A 20,135-nucleotide genomic window follows, 5' to 3' on the forward strand; every position below is an offset into this window, starting at 1 on the left:
CGAAAGCTCTCCCTTCTTTTTTTGGTGATCGTATCGCTTGCGAACTCGGGCGATGCCCATCCGGCATCCATGCGGCGATGCCAAGTGCCGCCCACATGCCTCCCCCTCCGGGAGAGGAACGCAGTTACCGGGGCGAACTTGCGTGCCCGGAAGGGCCGTTTCCCGCACCCAAGACAAAGGGCGCCCGAACCATGGTCCGGGCGCCCCCCGCTGCGACGTCCAAAGGGAGGAAGACGTCGCGAGCCATGGTCGGTCCGTCAGGCCGCGTCGGCCTCGCGGTGCGCGATCGGGCGCGGCTGGCCGCCGGCATTCACCGCGATCTTCTTGGGCTTCATCGCCTCGGGCACTTCGCGCACCAGCTCGATCACCAGCAGGCCGTCGGCAAGGTCGGCGCTCTCGACGCGGACGAAGTCGGCCAGTTCGAAGCGGCGCTCGAAGCTGCGGGTGGCGATGCCCAGGTGCAGATAGGCGCCCTGGTTGTTCTCGTTCTCCTCGCGCCGCTTGCCGGCCACGAGCAGCAGGTTCTGCTGCGCGGTGATGTCGATCTCGTCGGCCTTGAAGCCGGCGACGGCGATCGTGATCCGGTAGCGGTCCTCGGCGACGCGCTCGAGGTTGAACGGGGGATAATTCTCGGAAGCCTGCGCGCGGGCGCTGGCCTCGAGCAGGTCGAACAGCCGGTCGAACCCGATGGTCGATCGGCGGAAGGGTGTGAAATCGAACTGACGCATATCAAGACCTCCATGCGAAGCGAATTGATCGATGTGCCTGGCGTCCGGTGACCCGCGACGCCGGGCCGGCGGCCCCTGCTGGGCACCGCCTGAAATTGAGATCGTGTTGGATCGCATGGCTTTCAAGATGCGCTGGAACGCGGGCCGCTATCGCCGGTCAACCCAGGCTAGGGATCGCTAAACATCTCCTTGTTCGCTAATATCCATCAAATGAGTGGAGATTAGGCGCGACACGGCCAAAGGGGATGATGATGAGCCTTGCTTCGCTTTCACTGCTGCTTCTGGCGAGTACCGCGCCGGCACCCGCCGGGGCGCTGCGCGACGATCCGGTTGCCGCGAGCGCCAAGGACGAGCGGCAGGCCAGGCCGGCGCAGGAAAGCGGCAGCGGCGAGATCGTCGTCACTGCGCGTCGCCGCGAGGAAAAGGCCCAGGACGTGCCGATCGCGATGTCGGTGATCGGCGGCTCGACGATCGAGCAGACCGGCGCCACCAACCTCAACCGGCTGCAGACCTCGCTGCCCGCCGTGCAATTCTATTCGAGCAACCCGCGCAACTCGGCGATCAACATCCGCGGTCTGGGCGCGCCCTTCGGCCTTACCAATGACGGCATCGAGCAGGGCGTCGGCTTCTATCTCGACCAGGTCTATATCGGCCGCATCGGCGCCTCGACCTTCGATTTCGTCGATATCGAGCGAGTGGAAGTGCTGCGCGGGCCGCAGGGCACGCTCTATGGCAAGAACACTACTGCCGGTGCGATCAACATCACTACGCGGGCGCCGAGCTTCAGGCCGGAGACCAAGGTTGAGCTGAGCCTGGGCAATTACGACCTGATCTCGGCCAAGGCCTCGGTCTCGGGCCCGCTCAGCGACAAGCTCGCGATCCGCATCTCCAGCGCGGTCACCAGCCGCGAGGGGACGATCGAGAATGTCCGCACCGGCGAGGATCTCCACAAACAGCGCACGAGCAGTTTCCGGGGCCAGCTCCTCTGGAAGGTGAACGACGATCTCGACTTCACGCTGGCGGGCGACTGGAACCTCCAGAACCCGCTGTGCTGCGTGCAATATTATGCCCGGGTCGGCGCCACCCAGCGGCCGCTGTCCCGCCAATATGCGGCACTGGCGGCGGCGTTCGGCTATGCGCCGCCGAGCACCGATCCGTTCGACCGCAAGACCGATCTCGATGCCCAGATCAAGTCGCGCCAGGAAATCGGCGGCGCCTCGCTGGTCGCCAACTGGAATCTCGGCCCGGCGACGCTGACTTCGGTCACGGCATGGCGCTATTGGGACTGGCAGCCGAAGAACGACCGCGACTTCACCGGCCTGCCGATCACCACCATCTCCCAGAACCCGTCGCAGCAGCGGCAGGTCAGCCAGGAGCTGCGGCTCAGCTCGAACGGCGACGGCCGGCTGAATTATACGCTCGGCGCCTTCTTCTTCCACCAGACGATCAACACCCAGGGCTCGCAGGTCCAGGGTTCGGCGGCGAGCCGCTGGCTGCTCAACCCCGGCAATGTTCCGCCTGGAGCCACCGGATGCGCGACGGCGACGGCGGCGGCCTGCAATCCGCTGGTGCTGAACGGGCTGACCTCGACCAACACGATCAACTTCGACAACACCAGCTTCGCGCTGTTCGGCAAGCTCAACTGGCAGCCGGTGGACGGCCTCCATATCCAGCCGGGCCTGCGCCTGAACTATGACAAGAAGTCCGGCTTCTACGAGGCCGTCGTCAGCATTCACAACGCGCGCTACAATTATGTCGCGACGGCGGACAATGTCGCGGCATTGCTGGCGAATGGTACGGCGACCGCGGACCAGCTGAACACGCTGGCACCGCAGCGCTACAGCCCGCGCTTCAGCGACTGGAACGTCTCGGGCGACATCACCGTCTCGTATGACGTGTCGCGCGACGTCCATGCCTATGCGACCTATGCGCGCAGCTTCAAGTCGGGCGGTATCAACCTTTCGGGCCTGCCGCTCAATTCGACCAGTACCGGCGTCGATCTCTCCACCCAGACGGTGAAGCCCGAGAAGGTCGATCACTTCGAAATCGGTCTCAAGACCCAATTCCTCGATCGTCGGGTAACCTTCAATACCGCCGCCTTCTGGACCGAGATCAAGGATTACCAGGCGACGGTGAACAATAACGCGATCAACGTGATCCGCGGCTATCTCGCCAATGCCGGCAAGGTGCGGGTGCGGGGGTTCGAATGGGACCTGGCGGCGCGCCCGAGCCAGCGGCTCAATCTCTATTTCAACGGTGCCTATACCGACGCCAAATATACCGACTTCAAGAACGCGCCGTGCCCGCCCGAGCTTTCCGGCGGCACCGCGACCGCGCCCGGCGGGGTCACCGATCCGGCGGGAACGCCCGGCGGCCGCAGCCCTGCCTTTTGCGACATTTCGGGCCAGGTGCTGCCGGGCATCTCGAAATGGTCGCTCAGCTGGGGCGGCGAAGTGCGCCAGCCCGTGGGCGACGGCAATGTCTATCTGGGCTATGATGGCAGCTGGCGCTCGCGATTCTCGTCCAACCCGTCGCCCTCCGCCTATACCTGGATCGACGCCTATTCGCTGTCCAACGTCCGCCTCGGCTGGCGGCGCTCGGACCTCAACATCTATGGCTGGGTCCGCAACGTCTTCGACAAGCGCTATTTCGAGCTGCTTTCGGTCCAGTCGGGCAGCACCGGCCTGGTCGTCGGCCAGCCCGGCGATCCGAGGACCTATGGCCTGACGATCAGCAAGAGCTTCTGAACCTTGCGAGACTGACCTCCTGCCATGGCCGGGGGAGGTTGGGGAAGGGAGGCGGCGCCCGCACCGCCTCCCTTCTTTTCTTGTCGATTTGCACCGGACAATTTGAGCGAAGCTTAACCAACATCAAGTATCCCGATCTCCTATATTGGGAAGATCATGCGTGTAGCCACGGGATCCTTGCCGAGTTTCAGCAATGCGGGCCTGCTCGCCACGCTGGTCTCTGCCTGCCAGATCTGCGGCGGGCTGATCTGGGTGAACTCTTCCGCCTTCGCGCCCTCGGGCTATACCAATGTCGCATTGATCGCGTCGCTCTGCATCTCGGTGCTGGTGCTCTCGCGGCTTACCATCCCCAATGGCGTCCGCGTGTCGCTGGTCCTCGGCGTGATCACGGTGCTGCTCGGCGTGGCGGTGCGTGGCGACATCACCGGGGTGAAGCAGGTGAGCGAGATCGTCTCCGCCGTCGCGAATGGGCGCCCCGGCGGCGTCGCGATGCCCGAGGAGCAGGTCGTCGGCGGGGCAAGGCGCAGTTCCGCTTCACCGGCGCGTATCGATCTGCGGCCCGGCGAAGGCGGGGACGGGGGCTGGGCCGCCCGGCTCAACGATGCGGCGCGCGTCCAGATCGATGGCGGCGCCCCGGCGGAAATCCATGGCAATGTCACGCTCGAGGGCGGCAATATCGGCAATCCGCGCATCGGCTGGGCAGTGACCTGGGCAGGCGTCACGCTCTCCTGCGGCCGCCTCAGCGCGGAAGCGAGCCGTACCGACGCCCTCACCAACCAGGTGGTGGGAACCTTCAAGCGCTCGATCTCGCGCACTGCGGCGCTGCAGCGACCTTCCTGCTACTGAACCGTTTCCGTGTTCGGATCGAGCGTGACGATCACGATAGCTCCGCCCACGGCATAGCCGCTGGCGAGCGGCGCGATCGAGACGCGCGCGCCGATCTCCTCGGCGCCGCCGCATAGCAGCCGCGCATCGAATGCCTCCGCCTCGGAACGGCCGCTCAGCACGCGCTCGATCGCATCGCGCGCAACGGTGCGGTCGCGCACCGCGAGCAGGTCGACGAAGCGAAGCCCCAGGATGCGTTCCCGCGCCAGCCCGACCATCCGGGCAAACTCGGCCTCGACCATCGTAACCGTGCCGCGCACCGTCAGGCGGATCACTTCGATCCGGCCATGCGCCGCGCGGGCCTTTTCCAGCGCTGTCTGCTCGGCCAGCCGGGCTTCCTCGTCGCCCTCATAGCTGACCCGTACCAGCAGCGCGACGCCCTCCACCCACGGAAAGGCGCGGATGCGCAGCCGCGTGCCGCTCTCCTCGTCGAGCGCAAGATCGAACTGGGATTGCTCGCCGCTGCGCAGCACGTGCCGCAGGCTGGAAAGCATGGTGGCGTGCGTGGAAGCGGGCAGAGCATCGGTGATCGGCGAACCGATCAGCGCAGGGGGTGTGCGCCCCAGGATCAGCGCGGCGGCACTCGACGCATCGGTGACCTTCAACTCGGGATCGATCACCAGCAGCCCGCCGTCCATATGCTCGACGAGGAACTGATATTCGAGTTCGCGATGCGTGCCGTCCCGTTCGCCGATCGCATGCTCGGCATCCCAGCTCTCGGCTGCCAGCAGCACGTAGCGTGGACGTCCGTGATAGGTGATCGTGACGGGGCCGTGCATGGCGCGGTCCTGCCAATATGCGAAATTGCGCGTAAGTTCAGCTGATGAAACAGTCTGCACTGATGAGCGTTGCATAATTGAATGCTCTCGAACGTTTTCGGGACGACGGCAGTTTTTTACGTTGCGACCGCAGTAGATTCGAGAATTGCGTAATTTGCTCAATTTCAGTTTGACATGTAGAATACAACAAAGTTAACGTAAATCAAGACCGCCTAGGTCGAAAATGGTGTGAAAAATCAAGGGGATCGTCCCGATCCGGGCGGCTCTGGGTTCGTGCCTTCGCGGCCAAGGTTTACTGAAAATCCGGATATCGTGCCGGCAGGCGTGCGAGCGATTTGGAAGCTCTCCTGTGCGAAGAATCGCGCATGTGTTCGCGTTCGCCTTCCCTGGCCGAGAAGCCGCTCCGCGCCGGCCGCGGGCTGTGGCGCGAACGGCGCGGTGCGGCCGCGATCGAGATGGCCTTCTCGCTGCCGATCCTTCTGATGCTGATCTGCGGGATCGTCACCTATGGTGGCTGGTTCCTCTGCGCCAACAGCGTGCAGCAGGCAGCGAACGAGGCGGCGCGTGCGGCGGTCGGCGGGCTGGACCCCAATGAACGCGCCGCTCTGGCGCGCACCGCGCTGGATGCCAATCTGCGCAAGACCGGCACGCTCAAGCCCGAGCGCATGGACACGCTGATCGACGATGATGGGCGCACCCTGACGGTCCACCTCTCCTATGACGCGTCGAACGATCCGCTGCTTTCGATCAAGCTGGTGCCGCTGCCCAGCAAGGTGATCGAGCGCAGCTCGACCGTGACGCTCACCGCCCCATGAGGTGCGCCATGGCCATCCGGTCCTTCCTTCGCCGCTTCAGGGTCGATCGTGGCGGCAATGTCACCATGCTCTTCGCCGGCGGGTTCGTGATGCTGGCGGGATCGGCGGCGTTCGCGGTGGATACCGGCTCGCTCTATCTGGAGAAGAGGCGGCTGCAAGGTGTTGCGGACGCGGCGGCGCTGAGTGCGGCGAACAGCCAGTCGGCGGATGCCGCGGCGCGCCAGGCAATGGCGGCGAACCAGGCGAGCGACGCGAACATCGAGAAGCTGGAACGCGGCACCTATTCCGCCGACAGCACCGTGGCACCGGCCGCGCGTTTCGTCGCGTCCGGCGACGGCAACGCCGTCCGCCTCGTCATGGGCCGGGACGTGCCGTTGTTCTTCGGCAAGTTCCTTACCGGACGCCCCACGGCGCGCGTGTCGGTGACGGCAACGGCGGCGCGGGTGGACCTCGCTTCCTTTTCGATCGGCTCGCGTCTGGCATCGGTGAGCGGTGGATTGCCCGGCCAATTGCTTTCGGGACTCGCCGGGACCGAGCTGAACCTCAACGTGATGGACGCGCAGGGGCTGGTGACCGCGGATGTGGACCTCCTTGCCTTCATCGACGCGCTGCGCACCCAGGCCAGTCTCCAGGGCCTGACCTTTGGCGAGACGCTTGCCACCAATGTCAGCCTGCCCAAGGCGCTCAATGCCCTGGCGGCGGCGACGGGCAACTCGAGCGCCCAATCGGCGCTGCGCGGAATCGCCGCGCGCGTGCCGCCGGTCACCGTGCAGCTCTCCAAGATCATCGACCTCGGTCCGCTCTCCGGCGAGACCAAGACCGATCCCTCGCGCCCGATCGAGGCCGATAGCTATGCGCTCGTTCGCGAGATGCTCCAGATCGCCACCGGCAAGCGTCAGGTCGATCTGGATCTCGCGGCGGGCGTTCCGGGGCTCCTCTCCACCAAAGTGTCGCTGGCGATCGGCGAGCGGCCGGCGCAGTCGCCCTGGCTTGCAGTGGCCAAGGACCGCAGCGTGAAGGTGCGCACGGCGCAGACTCGCCTGTACGTCGACACCAAGGTGGGTGGTGCGGGCCTGTTGGGCGCGGCTTCGATCCATCTGCCGCTCTTCGTCGAACTGGCCAAGGCCGAAGCATCGCTGCGGAGCATCTCATGCCCGACGCCGGCGACTGCCACGGTCGGCCTCGACGTCACCACCTCGGCGGGGCAGGTGGCGATCGGCGACGTGGATACCGCATCGCTGGGCAATTTCGGCACGGCGATCACCCCCCGCCGGACGACGCTGGTGAAAGTGCTGCTGCTCGCCGAGGTGACCGGCCAGTCGAACGTCAATCTGGGTGGCGCGGGCGCGCAGCAGGTGACGTTCACCGCCCAGGAGATCGCCGCCGGCAAGACGCATACCGTGTCGACCAACGACATCGCCGCCGGCGTGGCGGCATCGCTGGTCCGCGACATGGATCTGCAGGTCAACACGCTGGGGATCGGGATCAATCTATCGCTGGTCACCGCGGCGGTGGGGACGGTGCTTCAGGGGGCGGCGGCGCCGCTCGATTCGCTGCTCGGCAGTCTCACCGGGCTTCTCGGAGTCAGTGTCGGGCAGGCCGATGTTCGCGTGAACGGGCTGCGTTGCGGCAAGCCGATCTTGGTTGGGTAGGGGATTAGAGTCGGGGTTGGGGAATGCGTGGCGATCGAAGAGGACTGAAGATTACGCAGGGCGTGGACCGGCGTGAGGCGATGCGCTGGCCGGTATCGATTGCGGTTGCGGTGAAGGAATCCCGTTTCTGCTTCCAGGACGTGCGCCTGGTCGAGATTTCGCGCCTGGGCTGTCGGCTCGAGACCGGTTTCCTCCTCGAACTGGGGATGGAAACGGTGTTGCGGCTGCCCGGTTTCAAACCGCTGCCCGCCAGGGTGGTCTGGAGCAACCGCGCCGCGGCCGGCCTGCAATTCCTGGCGCCGCTGCATCCTGGCGTGGTCACGCATATCATCAGCCTGCCCACGCCCGAGCAGCAGGCGAGCTATCGCCCGCTTTCGGAATAGCGCCGAAACGGCGGGGATTTCCAACGGGCCGAAAACGGCAAACGCCCGGACCGTTTCCGATCCGGGCGCCTGCGTGACGAATGCTCGTCAGCCCCCTTTGTCAGGCCCAGCCCGCACACTCGTACTTGCCTACGAGCGGGGCTTGGAGCCTCCCCGAACCACGGCCTTTCGCCTGCGCTTCGACAGGAGTTTTGCTAGGCGCACGCACCCGCTTTGTCACTGGCATTACAAGGGGTAGGCGCAGATTGGTCTCACCCTGTGTTGAATCGGCAACATAGCGGTTGGCAGTAGGAATTCGCCGCCATCTGCCCTAGATCGGCAGGAGACCTGTTTTCCCGGCGAGTTACAAGGCCCGCATGCTGTTGATTTCACGCTATGAGCGGATGATCGCCCGCCGCTATCTGCTGCCCGGGCGGAGCGAGGCGTTCATCGCCGTCGTCGCCGGGTTCAGCCTTGTCGCCGTCATGCTCGGCGTTGCCGCGCTGATCGTGGTGATGAGCGTGATGAACGGCTTCCGCGCCGAATTGTTCGACAAGATCACCGGGTTGAACGGCCATGCCGTGGTCCAGGGCTATGGCGGCCAGCTGCGCAATTGGCGCGCGGTGCTCGACGAAGCGAGAAAGACGCCCGGAGTCACCAGCGCGACGCCGCTGATCGAGCAGCCGCTCTTCGCCACCTATAATGGCCGGGCGGAGTTCATCCAGCTGCGCGGCATGCGGATGGAGGACATCCTCAGCAATCCCACGCTCAAGGGCAAGGAAGTCGTCGGATCGCTCAAGAGCCTGAAGCCGGGGGGAGAGCAGGTCGCGATCGGCTCGCGCCTGGCGGAATCGCTGGGGGCCACGGTGGGCAGCGAGATATCGATTCTCAATCCCGCCGGAGCGGCGACGCCCTTCGGCACCATGCCGCGCATCGTGAAGTACAAGGTCGCCGCCATATTCGAGGTGGGCGTCTACGACTATGACAAGGTCTTCGCCGTCATGCCGATCGAGGACGCGCAGACCCTGTTGCTGCTCGGCGACGGCGTTTCGATGATCGAGCTGGAGACTGTCGACCCGGACCGGGTGGCGCAGATCCTTCAGCCGCTGAACGACAAGGTGAGCGGCGTCGGCCAGATCACCGACTGGCGGATGATGAACTCCGAGCTGTTCGAGGCGCTGGCGGTGGACCGCACCGTCTCGTTCACCATCCTCTCGATCATCCTGGTGGTCGCGGCGTTCAACATCGTCTCCTCGCTGATCATGCTGGTGCGCGCCAAGACGCGGGACATTGCGGTGTTGCGTACGATGGGCGCGACGCGCGGCGGACTGATGCGGATCTTCGTGACCGTGGGCACCACGATCGGCGCGCTTGGCGTGGCCGCGGGCGGCGTGCTGGGTTTCCTCTTCATCACGTTCCGGGAAGGGGTGGTGAAGTTCATCGGGCTGGTGACCGGCCAGAATATCTGGGATCCGCAGATGCGCTTCCTCACCGAGCTGCCGGCCAAGACCGATCCGTTCCAGACGATAGGCATTTGCGTGATGGCGCTGATCTTCTGTTTCCTGGCCACGCTCTATCCGGCCTGGAAGGCCGCGAGCACCGATCCGGTGCAGGTGCTGCGCTATGAGTGACGTTGAGGGACGCGTCGTGCCGGTCCTCCAGACGCACGGCCTCAAGCGCAGCTTCAGCCAGGGTGGCGAGACAATCGAAGTGCTGCGCGGCATCGACCTCGCGGTGCAGCCGGGCGAGATCGTCGCGCTGCTCGGCCCTTCGGGCTCGGGCAAGTCGACCCTGCTCCAGGCCGTCGGCCTGCTCGAGGGCGGCTTCCAGGGATCGATCCGGATCGTCGGCAAGGAGGCCGCCCAGCTCGACAGCCCGAGCCGCACCGCGGTGCGCCGCGACCATCTGGGTTTCGTCTACCAGTTCCATCACCTGCTGCCGGATTTCAATGCGCTTGAGAATGTCGTGCTGCCGCAGATGATCCACGGCGCGTTGCGCGCGGATGCGGACAGGCGCGCGGAGGAGCTGCTCACCGCACTCGGCCTCGCACACCGGCTGACGCACCGGCCGAGCCAGCTTTCGGGCGGCGAGCAGCAGCGCGTCGCCGTTGCCCGGGCGCTGGCCAACAAGCCGGCGCTGGTGCTGGCGGACGAACCCACCGGCAATCTGGACGAGGCGACTTCGGACAAGGTGCTCGCCGAATTCCTCGGCCTGGTCCGCACCCAGGGTTCGGCCGCGCTGATCGCGACGCATAACGAGCGCCTTGCCGCCCGGATGGATCGCGTGGTGCGGCTGCACGAGGGGCATCTGGAGTGAAGCATCGCGAGCGCTGGATCCCGGTCACCCTGGGGCTCGGAACGCTCGCGCTGGCAACGGGCATCTGGTTTGCCTGGCCGGTCGCACGCCATGCCTTCGACTCCGGGCGCCAGTTCCGCCCGCTCTACATCCCCTCGCAATCGATGCGGCCTACGCTCGAGGTGGGGGATCGATTCTATCCGCGCGATCTCGGCCCGAAGGGACCGGCGCGTGGCGAGGTCATCGTCTATCGACTGGGTGAGGAGAAGCGTGTCGGGCGCGTCGTCGGGCTTGCCGGCGACAGCGTCGCGCTGGCGGGCGGCATCGTCTCGATCAACGGCAAGCCGGTGCCGCAGAAGCAGATCGGCATGGGAACCGCGGATGAGCTTGGCTCGCCCGCCCGGAAACTGCTCGAACAGTTCCCCGGGGAGGCGCAGCCGCATGCCATCCTGGATCAGCATGCCACGCGCCAGGACGATTTCGCCGCCGTCGTCGTCCCCGCCGGGCACCTCTTCGTGATGGGCGACAATCGCGACAACAGCTCGGACAGCAGGTTCCCGCCCGAGAGCTTCGGTGTGGGCATGCTGCCGGAGAGCGATGTGCTTGGGCGCGTCGATTTCATAGCCTGGTCGATGGCGCTGCCGGGGCGCTTCGATCGCCCGATCACCAGGATCGACAAATGACGGCCTGGCGCGAGGTCCCGACGCTTGCCGGCCGTCACGTCACGCTTCGCCCGATGGCGCGCGCGGATCGTGTCGGCCTGCTCCTGGCCTTTGCCGGGCTCCGCCATCTGTTTCACACTACCGTGCCCGACGATGCCAGCATCGACGCCTGGATGGACCGGATCGAAAATGACGTGGCGGCGGGGCGGAGCCTGCCGTTCACCGTGCTCGATGCCGAGGGGCGAATCGCCGGTGCCACCCGTTTCCTGCGGATGAGCGAGGGCCATCGCCGCGTCGAGATCGGCGGCACGCTCTATGCGCCACGCGTCCAGCGTACCGGGCTCAACACCGAGGCCAAATACCTGCTGCTCCACCATGCCTTTGACGAGCTTCAGGTCAATTGCGTGCAGATCCGCACCGATTTCCTCAACCAGGCCTCGCGCCGCGCGATCGAGCGGCTGGGCGCGCGGATGGACGGCGTGTTGCGCGGCCATCTGATCCTGAAGGGCCATATGCGCGACAGCGTGGTCTATTCGATCCTGGCGCATGAATGGCCCGGCGTCCGCCGCAATATCGAACTGCTGATGGCCCGCTACGAAGGAGAGGCCGCATGACTGCGATCACCGACATTCCCGTCCGCCAGCCCGGCGGCGCGGAGACCACGCTCGCCGATCACGCCGGCGAGGTTCTGCTCATCGTCAATACCGCGTCGAAATGCGGCTTCACGCCGCAATATGCCGGCCTCGAGGCGCTGCACCGCAAGTACAGGGATCGCGGCTTCTCGGTGCTGGCCTTTCCCTGCAATCAGTTCGGGGCGCAGGAGCCGGGGGATGCGGAGGAGATCGCGAATTTCTGTTCGCTCACCTATGACGTGACCTTTCCGGTCTATGCCAAGATCGACGTCAATGGCCCCGATGCGGCGCCGCTGTTCGATGCGCTGAAGGCTGCGGCGCCGGGCGTGCTCGGCTCGAAGGGGATCAAGTGGAACTTCACCAAGTTCCTCGTCGACCGGACGGGCACGAAGGTGGAGCGGTTCGCGCCGACTACCAGCCCCGACGCGATTGGCCCCGAGATCGAGAAGCTGCTGTAATCCGGCCCGGTGCCGGAAGCAGGCGCGTCTGCGGCGGCACCGGCCGGGCAGGGCGGCGCAGGCGATCGAAGAGGCCGGCCACTACATAGCGACCGGTGAGCCCCAGCAGCATCACGGCGCCGGCCCGGCGCGGACGGCTGCGGCGCTGGCCGCGCGCCTCGATCGGCGGTTCGTTGCGCGGGCGATGGCGGCGCGGGGCAGGGGGCAAGGTCATCCGTTCGGCCACTGCCGCGGCGCTGCCGCCCCGGTCGCGCCGCCGCCAGACCACTTTCTGCCCGGCGGGAACCTCTTCCCATTCCTCCGCCCCGACCGCGCGAAGCAGGTCGTCGCCGCAGCGGATGCACAGCGAGAATTCCGTTTCGCCGCTGCGATAATGCGTCGGCATCGCGGTATGGCCGAGCAGCCGGCAGCGCAGCGCGCCCATCAGCGGCGGACCGGGCGGGTGCGGCGCGAGCCGGCGCGGGGCGCGCGGCGATGCATGACCTGCCAGCTGGCGAGCTCGCGGAACCGGCCGTCGACATGCGTCACCGCGAGTCGCGGGTTCCAGATTTCGAACCGGTCGCCGGTGCCCACGATCAGCGCCATGCTCTCGATCCGGCCGAGATGGCGCATCACCGCCGGGAGCATCAGCCCCTGCTCGCTGCGCGGCGCGACCTCGACGATGCCGAACAGCCGGCGCATGCGCTCATGATGCCGTTGCGCATCGCGCCCGGCATCCTCGTCGGCAAGGCGCCAGCGCTCGGTACGCGTGCGAATCTCCTGGAGATGCGATCTGGCATAGCCGACGAGGCACTGATCGCGTTCGTGGGTTGAGAGAAACAAGGGCTCCTCCGGGGCGGGAAGACCCAGCGTCCGGGCCATGGTGTCGGCAAGCAGGACATTGCCTTCCGCATCGACTTCACAAAGCGCGCACCCGAGATACAGGGAACTCATTTTACCCCTCCAACGCAACGAGTTACTCGTGCTGTCCACAAACTTATCCACAGGGTTAACGCACATCAACCAAAATATGCGGACGAGTCGTTCGAATTGTGGGGCGGGCCGTTGGATTGCAGAGCCGGGAAGGGCGGGCGAGGGCCTCCGACGCCTCAGGGAGAGCCCGGCCGTTAAAATGACGTTCATCGCAGAACCGGCATCGGCGACGGGGATCGGCTTGAACGGCGCGTGTGGGGCAACTAGAGGTGCGCCGAAAGCCCCCGCCCTTTCCCCGTTTAGGAGAGTTTCGCATGAACTTCGCTTCCAAGCTCGCGCTGGCCGCCGTGCTGTCGCTGGGCGCCACTGCGCTGACGGTGGCCCCTGCTGCCGCGCAGAAGAAGAAGGACGACAAGAACGCCCCGGCTGCGAACCAGCTTCAGGTCAGCGATGAATTCCGCAAGCCCGCCGCTGCCGCCGAAGCCGCGGTGAAGGCCAAGGACTGGGCGACCGCCGAACCGCAGATCACCGCTGCCGAAGCTGCGGCGAAGAATGACGACGAGAAATTCTTCGCAGCCTCGATGCGCCTGCAGCTCGAGCTCGGGCGCGGCAACGAGGCGGGCCAGATCGCGCCGCTGCAGGTGCTGGTGGCCAGCCCGCGCAGCGCGCCGGACGCAGTGGGCCCCTACAATGCGCGTCTGAACTTCCTGCTCGGCAAGGCCGCCGCGTCGCAGAAGAAGCATGCCGACGTCATCAACTACATGACCAAGGCGCGCCAGCTGGGCGAGAAGAACGTCGACATTCCGCTGATGCTGGCGAATTCCTACGCCGCCACCGGCAAGAATGCCGAGGCCGCCGCCGAAGCGCGCAATGCGATCGAATTTGCCAAATCGACGGGGCAGAAGGCGCCGGAGGCCTGGTATCAGTTCGCCATTCCGAAGGTGACCGCCACCGGCAATCGCGAGGCGACCTATGACTGGCTCGCTTATTATCTGAAGGACTATCCGGCAGTGAAGAACTGGCGCTGGGCGATCGAAGTGCTCGGCCAGGGCGCCAAGGGCTCGGATCGGGCCGCCAAGACCGAGCGCATCGACCTCTATCGTCTTCGCCGCATCACGAACTCGCTCGCCGATCGCGGCGACTATGCCGACTATGCCTATGCCGCCCAGTCCTCGGGCCTGCCCTGGGAAGCGATCTCGGTGATCGAGGAGGGGCGCAAGAACGGCAAGCTGCCGACGACCGACCCCGATGGCAACCGCACCTACACCGCGGCCCAGGCCGGTGTTAAGAGCAGCCCGTCGCTCGACGTCCTGGCCAAGCAGGGCGGTGCCGGCAATGCCGACGCGCTGCTCGCCGCCGGCGACAATGCGCGCGCGCTCGAGCTCTACGACGCTGCGCTGGCCAAGGGCGGTGCGGATGCCAATGAGATCAACCTGCACCGCGGCATCGCGCTGCAGCGTCTCGGCCGCAAGGAAGAGGCGAAGACGGCGTTCCAGGCGGTGAAGACCGGCCCGTACGTCAATGTCGCGCTGCTCTGGCAGGTCTCGCTCGAAACGCCGCCGCTCAGCTGAGCGCGGCTTCGCGCCGAACAGGGAAGGGGGCGGCAGCGATGCCGCCCCTTTTCGTATCAGGCGACCGGCACGCCGGGCAGCGCCTTGGAGGTTCGGATGGTGAGCGAGGTCTTCACATGCTCGACGTTCGGCGCCGGGGTGAGGCGCGTGGTCAGGATGTGCTGGAAGCTCTGCAGGTCGGGCGCGACGATCTTCAGGATGAAATCGATCTCGCCGTTGAGCATATGGCATTCGCGGACTTCGGGAATGTCGGCCATCATCTGTTCGAAGGCGCGCAGGTCTGCTTCCGCCTGGCTTTTCAGGCTCACCATGGCGAACACGGTAAGGTTGTAGCCCAGTGCGGCCGGATCGAGCGCGGCATGATAGCCGGTGATCGCTCCCTGCTGCTCCAGGGCCCGCACGCGCCTGAGGCAGGGAGGCGCCGTCAGCCCAACGCGTTCGGCAAGCTCGACATTGGTCATGCGGCCATTGTCCTGCAACAGGCCGAGGATCCGTACGTCGATATCGTCGAATCGCATTTATGTTCCTTCTATCTGTTGATTCGTTTCCGTGTGTTGCGTTTAGACATAATATTATTACGCCGCAACGCAATTGTCCCACAATGCGACGTGCCGAAATCGACAGTTCCGAACCGACGTTTCACGGGTTAAGGATTCCTTACGGCGCGTGTTGCTGCGCCGGGTAAAGGTGGGCACGCGTTGCGCTTCGACGATACATTGGAGACGGTGCTGGCCTCGGATCTGGGCACGCCTTATGGCGTCCAGTCCGCCTGGCGGCAGCTCGTCGACCTGATCGGTCGTCGCCGTGCCGTTGCGGGCAATCGTGCGATGGGCGTGCTCCGCACGATTCGCGAATCCGTGCCGCTGCCGGTGCGTGCCGCCAGCGCCCGCACCCTCGAGCATGCCGATCCGCCGCCGCCGCTCGTGCGCCTGTTCGCGCTCGACGAGCTGCAGGTGGCGCTGCCCGTGCTGCGCAGTGCGCGGATGAATTCGGCCGAGTGGATCCAGCTGCTGCCCGAACTCGCACCGGCTGCACGCGCGATATTGCGCAATCGGCGCGACCTCAGCCCGGCGGTGCGTCGCGCGCTGGAGAGTTTCGGCCCGATCGATTTCGTGCTGCCCGACGAGACGGTGAAGCAAGTCCCGGTCGAAACCGTGACCGCCGAGCCGGAAGTGATGGCCGAGGTGACGGCAATCGATTGGTCCGAGGTCGTCGACGCGCGCCCGGCCGAGCCGGTGCCGGCCGAGACTGAGGCGGTCGAGCATCTCGACCCAGCGAATGCGGACTCGCACGAATCCATGGCGGCAGCCGCGCCGGAGGCCGAGGGCAAGCCCCTGGTCTATTGGAGTTCCACCACTCCCCAGCGGTTGCCGGCGCACGAGGCGACCCTTGCCGCATTGCTGGGCCGGTTGCCCGTCGCCGCTCCAGTCGCCGAAGCGAGGGAGGGCTTGCCGGCCGAAGACCTCGATCCGGTCGACTCCGGGTTGGCGGAGCCGCAGGCCCATATCGGGCCCGTGCCGGTGCCCGAGCCCGAAGTCGCACCCGAAGCGGAGGCCCCTCCGCTGGTGGAGGACCTTTCCTTCGTCGCACTTGCCGGCCTGGCGCCGTCGATCACCGCTTCGGCGGCGCAAGTAGCTGAAGAGGCCGAAATTCCGATCCGCCCGGTCCAATCCGGGACAGACGAGTCAGCCGATTCCGCCGAAGCGATTGCGCTGCCGGAGGCAGGGGCGCAGGGTCCGGCCATGGAGTATAGCGATAGCCTGGTCGCAGAAGTGCGGCAGATTGCGGCAGAAGCCGCGGGCGACGACGACGGCACCTTCGAGATTGCCGACGTGGTGGCGCGGATCGACGCGTTCTGGCGCCATCGCGAGGAAACCGGCCCGCAGGACCCGCCCGCACCGCGCCCGGCCGACGACTTCCGTTTCGAGACCGATGCCAAGGGCATGATCCGCTGGGTCGACGGCGTCAGCCGTGCGCCGCTGATCGGCGTATCGCTCGATAGCCAGGCTGCTCCCGGCGTATCGGAGGCATCGCGCGTGGATGGTGTCGCCGCGGGGGCTTTCCGGCGCCGCGCCGGCTTCTCCAATGCCCGGCTTTCGGTGGAAGGCGAATCCGATGCTGCGGGGGACTGGCTGATCTCGGCCATCCCGGTCTTCGATCCCGGCAATGGCCGCTTCACCGGCTATCGCGGAACCGCGCGCCGGCCGCGAGTCGACGAACGCGCCGAGCCGGTGCGCACTGCGCCGGCGCCGGCGATGCCGGCCGATTCACTCCGCCAGCTCGTCCATGAACTGCGCACGCCGACCAATGCGATCGCGGGCTTTGCCGAGATGATCGAGGCGCAGATGCTCGGCCCCGTGGGCGATGCCTATCGCGACCGGGCCCAGGTGATCCGCTCCCAGGCGCGCGAACTGCTTGGCGCGATCGACGATCTCGATCTCGCCGCGCGGATCGACAGCGCGGCGCTTTCGCTCGTGCCCGGCCAGATCGCGTTGCGGCCGGTGCTCGCGACGATCGTCGACGACCTCGCGCCGCTTGCCGAATTGCGCGGCTCGGTGATCGCGCTGCCGATCGCCGATCTTTCGGTCACCGGCGATCGCCGCGCGGTCGAGCGATTGCTGGCGCGCCTCCTCGCAACGCTCGTTTCGGCCAGCGGGCACAGTGAACGGATCGGCGTACACATGGCGCTGGAGACTGCCGAGATGGTGTCGATCACCATCGATCGTCCCCAGGCCCTTGCCGACTATCCCGGCGATTCGGTGCTCGACATCGACGATGAGCGCGAGGACGCGACGCTGCTCGGCACCGGATTCGCGCTGCGGCTCGCCCGGAACCTCTCCCGCGAACTGGGCGGCACGCTCGTCATCGGCCGCGAAAGCTTGACTTTGCGGCTTCCGGCCGCCGTAAACGAGCAGGTGGGCCAGGCACATCTAAGCTGAAGTGGGGGGTGACGCTCCAGATCGCGGCGGTTACCGCGTGCCCGCGCCCGTTCCGGGTGCGCGCCTGCACTGGCCGGACGATTTCGGCACGCGCTTCACCATCTTCGTCGACACCGAGGAGGAGTTCGACTGGGGTGCGCCGCTCAGTTCCGATGCGGACGGGACCCGGCATATGGCCGCGCTGCCTGCGGTACATGCCCGCTTCGCCGCCGCGGGCGTGCCGCTCGCCTATCTGGTCGACTATCCGATCGCGACTTCGCCGCTCGCCATCGACGTGCTGCGCGAAGTCATGCAGGACGGGCGCTCGGCGATCGGTACCCAGCTCCATCCCTGGGTAAATCCCCCGCACCGGGAGGAAGTGAACGGATTCAACAGCTTCACGGGCAATCTCCCGATCGGCCTGCAGCGCGCCAAGCTGGCAGCGCTCACCGATGCCGTGGAGCGCGCCTTTGGGCGCCGTCCGCTCGTCTATCGCGCCGGCCGCTACGGGATCGGGCCGGAGACGCCGGCGCTGCTTGCCGAGCTCGGCTATCGGATCGATAGCTCGATGCGATCGGCCTATGATTATTCCGCGGAGGGCGGGCCCGATTTCCTTGCGGTGCCCAATCATGCGTTCCGCTTGGGCGAGCTGATCGAGCTGCCCTTCACCACGGTTTTCACCGGCCGCCTGCGGCGGGGCGGGGCGGGGCTGCATCGCAGCCTGGGCCGTTTCCCGCACGGGATCGGCATCGCGTCGCGCCTGGGTATGCTCTCGCGCGTGTCGCTCACACCCGAGGATATGCCGCTGGGCGAGGCCAGGGAGGCGATTCGCGTCGCGGTGGGCGAAGGGTTGCGGCTGCTCAACTTCGCCTTTCATTCGCCTTCGGTGGAGCCGGGCCACACGCCCTATGTGCGCACCGAGGCGGACCTGGCGGCATTCCTGCGCTGGTGGGACGAGGTGCTCGCCCTGCTCGACCGGCTGGGCGTGCGCGCCGCATCGGTTGATCAGATCGTCGCGGCGACTTGCGGCCCGGCCTGAGGTTCCGCTAGGGCCGGTTTGCTGGGGGCCTGTAGCTCAATTGGTTAGAGCTGGCCGCTCATAACGGCTAGGTTGCGGGTTCAAGTCCTGCCGGGCCCACCAGCGGCGGATCGCGGGCAATGGCGAAGCTATTGCCTTGTGTAGTTCGCAATCACGGCCTAGGGCCGCAATCCGCGTCGGGGAGTGGCGCAGCCCGGTAGCGCGCTTGCTTTGGGAGCAAGATGTCGCAGGTTCGAATCCTGTCTCCCCGACCATTTTCCGGTCCTCACCCCATATCGACTTCGATGGCGGCGCGTGCGGGCGCCGCGTCGGCCGTGCCGTCGAGCGCGCGTCGCAAGGCTTCGCGGTCGAGCCGGCCTTCCCAGCGCGCCACCACGATCGTCGCCACGGCGTTGCCGATGAAATTGGTGAGGCTGCGGCACTCGCTCATGAAGCGGTCGACGCCGAGGATCAGTGCCATGCCCGCCACGGGGATCGAGGGAACCACCATCAGGGTCGCGGCCAGTGTCGCGAAGCCCGCGCCGGTGACGCCCGCCGCGCCCTTGGACGTGAGCATGGCGGTGCCGAGCAGGATGAGTTGCTCGCCGAGCGAGAGGTGCACGCCGGTTGCCTGGGCGATGAACAGCGCAGCGAGCGTCATGTAGATGTTGGTGCCGTCGAGGTTGAACGAATAGCCGGCCGGCACCACCACGCCGACCACTTCCTTGTCGCAACCGGCGCGTTCCAGCTTGTCGATCAGCGCGGGGAGGGCGGCTTCGGAGGAGGAGGCGCCAAGGACGAGCAGCAGCTCGGCCTTTATGTAGCGGAGCAGCTTGAAGATCGAGAAGCCGGCCAGCCAGCCTACGATCCCGAGCACGCCGAGCACGAACAATGCCGAGGTGAAATAGAAGGTGCCGACGAGCCAGGCGAGATCCCGCAGCGATTCCACGCCATATTTGCCGATGGTGAAGGCCATCGCGCCGAACGCGCCCACGGGCGCCGCGCGCATCAGGATGGCGACGATGCGGAACACCATTTCAGATGCCTGTTCGAGCAGGTCGACCAGCGGGCGGGCGCGCTCGCCGATGCTGGCAAGCGCAATGCCGCACAGGATGGCGACGAACAGGACCTGGAGGATCGACCCCGCCGTGAGCGCCGAGACCAGCGTGGTCGGGATGATCGCCATCACGAAGCCTGTGATGCTGGTCTCATGGGCCTGCTTCTCGAAGCCGGCGACCTTGGCTTCGCTCAGGCCATGCGGATCGATGTGCATGCCCGCCCCGGGCTGGACGACATGCGCGACGATCAGGCCCAGAATCAGCGCCAGGGTGGAGAAGAACAGGAAATAGGCGAAGGCCTTCACGACCACGCGTCCGAGCGAGCCCAATTCGCGGGCGCCGGCAATGCCCGTCACCAGGGTAAGGAAGATCACGGGCGCGATGATCATCTTGACGAGGTTGACGAAGGCGAGGCCCAGCCATTCGAGCGATGCGCCCCAGGCAGGCCAGATCGCGCCGACCAGCATGCCCGCCGCGATGCCGATCAGCACCTGCACATAGAGCATCTGCCACCAGCGCTGCGGCTTGCCGGCCTGGCTCGTTGCTACTGCGCCCATTCTTCCTTCCCCTCGATCCGACCGGGCATAGCGGAGCGCGCGATTGCCCCCAACAGGAAAGGGCGCCCCCTTTCGGGAGCGCCCTT

19 protein-coding genes and 2 tRNA genes are annotated in these 20,135 nt (G+C 66.4%); 15 read left to right on the plus strand and 6 right to left on the minus strand.

All coding sequences use genetic code 11. The features are described 5' to 3' along the window. Window positions 1-257 precede the first annotated feature (257 nt). Window positions 258-728, minus strand: coding sequence for an Hsp20 family protein (locus tag BGP17_RS18435; protein WP_167298723.1), 471 nt, complete (start codon window positions 726-728; stop codon window positions 258-260). Window positions 729-979: 251 nt separating this feature from the next. Here BGP17_RS18435 and BGP17_RS18440 point away from each other — a divergent pair, with 251 nt between their 5' ends. Beyond that, a complete protein-coding gene (locus tag BGP17_RS18440; protein ID WP_286713062.1) occupies window positions 980-3,475 on the plus strand; it encodes a TonB-dependent receptor in 2,496 nt (831 codons plus the stop codon). Between the two features lie 156 nt (window positions 3,476-3,631). Continuing rightward, entirely contained in the window at window positions 3,632-4,321 is a 690-nt protein-coding gene (locus BGP17_RS18445) for a hypothetical protein (RefSeq protein WP_167298725.1), read from the plus strand. Here the strand turns inward: BGP17_RS18445 and BGP17_RS18450 are convergent. After that, entirely contained in the window at window positions 4,315-5,139 is an 825-nt protein-coding gene (locus BGP17_RS18450; protein WP_243857140.1) for a PAS domain-containing protein, read from the minus strand. The genes BGP17_RS18445 and BGP17_RS18450 overlap by 7 nt on opposite strands. A gap of 365 nt (window positions 5,140-5,504) precedes the next feature. On the opposite strand from BGP17_RS18450, the gene BGP17_RS18455 reads away from it, so the two are divergent. The 8 genes from BGP17_RS18455 (at window position 5,505) to BGP17_RS18490 (ending at window position 12,015) form a co-directional block, all read left to right on the plus strand. Continuing rightward, window positions 5,505-5,954 (plus strand): TadE/TadG family type IV pilus assembly protein, encoded by a 450-nt coding sequence (locus tag BGP17_RS18455; RefSeq protein ID WP_167298727.1) that lies wholly within the window; start codon window positions 5,505-5,507, stop codon window positions 5,952-5,954. An 8-nt stretch (window positions 5,955-5,962) separates the two neighbouring features. Beyond that, entirely contained in the window at window positions 5,963-7,606 is a 1,644-nt protein-coding gene (locus tag BGP17_RS18460; protein WP_286713064.1) for a pilus assembly protein TadG-related protein, read from the plus strand. A gap of 62 nt (window positions 7,607-7,668) precedes the next feature. Next, window positions 7,669-7,989, plus strand: coding sequence for a PilZ domain-containing protein (locus BGP17_RS18465; protein ID WP_167298729.1), 321 nt, complete (start codon window positions 7,669-7,671; stop codon window positions 7,987-7,989). Window positions 7,990-8,348: 359 nt separating this feature from the next. Next, complete coding sequence (locus BGP17_RS18470) at window positions 8,349-9,599, plus strand: lipoprotein-releasing ABC transporter permease subunit (RefSeq protein WP_167299401.1); 1,251 nt, start codon at window positions 8,349-8,351, stop codon at window positions 9,597-9,599. Further along, window positions 9,592-10,284, plus strand: a complete 693-nt coding sequence (locus tag BGP17_RS18475; RefSeq protein ID WP_286713066.1) for an ABC transporter ATP-binding protein — start codon at window positions 9,592-9,594, stop codon at window positions 10,282-10,284. Before BGP17_RS18470 ends, BGP17_RS18475 begins: the two co-directional genes overlap by 8 nt. Then, window positions 10,281-10,946, plus strand: a complete 666-nt coding sequence (gene lepB / locus BGP17_RS18480; RefSeq protein WP_286713068.1) for a signal peptidase I — start codon at window positions 10,281-10,283, stop codon at window positions 10,944-10,946. Before BGP17_RS18475 ends, lepB begins: the two co-directional genes overlap by 4 nt. Beyond that, window positions 10,943-11,539 carry a GNAT family N-acetyltransferase gene (locus tag BGP17_RS18485; RefSeq protein WP_286713070.1) on the plus strand — a complete coding sequence of 199 codons (597 nt, stop codon included), beginning with the start codon at window positions 10,943-10,945 and terminating at the stop codon, window positions 11,537-11,539. Before lepB ends, BGP17_RS18485 begins: the two co-directional genes overlap by 4 nt. Further along, window positions 11,536-12,015 carry a glutathione peroxidase gene (locus BGP17_RS18490; protein ID WP_167298733.1) on the plus strand — a complete coding sequence of 160 codons (480 nt, stop codon included), beginning with the start codon at window positions 11,536-11,538 and terminating at the stop codon, window positions 12,013-12,015. Before BGP17_RS18485 ends, BGP17_RS18490 begins: the two co-directional genes overlap by 4 nt. Here the strand turns inward: BGP17_RS18490 and BGP17_RS18495 are convergent. Then, window positions 11,969-12,439 (minus strand): hypothetical protein, encoded by a 471-nt coding sequence (locus BGP17_RS18495; protein ID WP_286713072.1) that lies wholly within the window; start codon window positions 12,437-12,439, stop codon window positions 11,969-11,971. The genes BGP17_RS18490 and BGP17_RS18495 overlap by 47 nt on opposite strands. Next, complete coding sequence (locus BGP17_RS18500) at window positions 12,439-12,948, minus strand: hypothetical protein (protein ID WP_167298735.1); 510 nt, start codon at window positions 12,946-12,948, stop codon at window positions 12,439-12,441. Before BGP17_RS18500 ends, BGP17_RS18495 begins: the two co-directional genes overlap by 1 nt. 293 nt (window positions 12,949-13,241) lie before the next feature. Here BGP17_RS18500 and BGP17_RS18505 point away from each other — a divergent pair, with 293 nt between their 5' ends. Further along, window positions 13,242-14,498, plus strand: coding sequence for a hypothetical protein (locus BGP17_RS18505; RefSeq protein ID WP_167298736.1), 1,257 nt, complete (start codon window positions 13,242-13,244; stop codon window positions 14,496-14,498). A gap of 56 nt (window positions 14,499-14,554) precedes the next feature. Here BGP17_RS18505 and BGP17_RS18510 read toward each other — a convergent pair whose 3' ends face one another. After that, window positions 14,555-15,016 carry an Lrp/AsnC family transcriptional regulator gene (locus tag BGP17_RS18510; RefSeq protein ID WP_086129504.1) on the minus strand — a complete coding sequence of 154 codons (462 nt, stop codon included), beginning with the start codon at window positions 15,014-15,016 and terminating at the stop codon, window positions 14,555-14,557. Window positions 15,017-15,196: 180 nt separating this feature from the next. On the opposite strand from BGP17_RS18510, the gene BGP17_RS18515 reads away from it, so the two are divergent. From BGP17_RS18515 to BGP17_RS18530, 4 genes are all read left to right on the plus strand, one after another. After that, entirely contained in the window at window positions 15,197-17,437 is a 2,241-nt protein-coding gene (locus BGP17_RS18515) for a sensor histidine kinase (protein WP_286713075.1), read from the plus strand. Window positions 17,438-17,474: 37 nt separating this feature from the next. Then, the gene (locus tag BGP17_RS18520) at window positions 17,475-18,455 is read left to right on the plus strand and encodes a polysaccharide deacetylase family protein (protein WP_286713077.1); all 981 of its coding nucleotides are present in this window, start codon (window positions 17,475-17,477) and stop codon (window positions 18,453-18,455) included. 25 nt (window positions 18,456-18,480) lie between these two features. Beyond that, window positions 18,481-18,557: transfer RNA gene (locus tag BGP17_RS18525), tRNA-Ile, on the plus strand. Window positions 18,558-18,632: 75 nt separating this feature from the next. After that, window positions 18,633-18,709: transfer RNA gene (locus BGP17_RS18530), tRNA-Pro, on the plus strand. Window positions 18,710-18,720: 11 nt separating this feature from the next. Here the strand turns inward: BGP17_RS18530 and BGP17_RS18535 are convergent. Then, window positions 18,721-20,049, minus strand: a complete 1,329-nt coding sequence (locus tag BGP17_RS18535; RefSeq protein WP_286713079.1) for a dicarboxylate/amino acid:cation symporter — start codon at window positions 20,047-20,049, stop codon at window positions 18,721-18,723. Between the last annotated feature and the right edge of the window lie 86 nt (window positions 20,050-20,135).

The sequence above is a fragment of the Sphingomonas sp. 67-41 genome (genome assembly GCF_001899725.1).
Lineage (GTDB): Bacteria > Pseudomonadota > Alphaproteobacteria > Sphingomonadales > Sphingomonadaceae > Sphingomonas > Sphingomonas leidyi.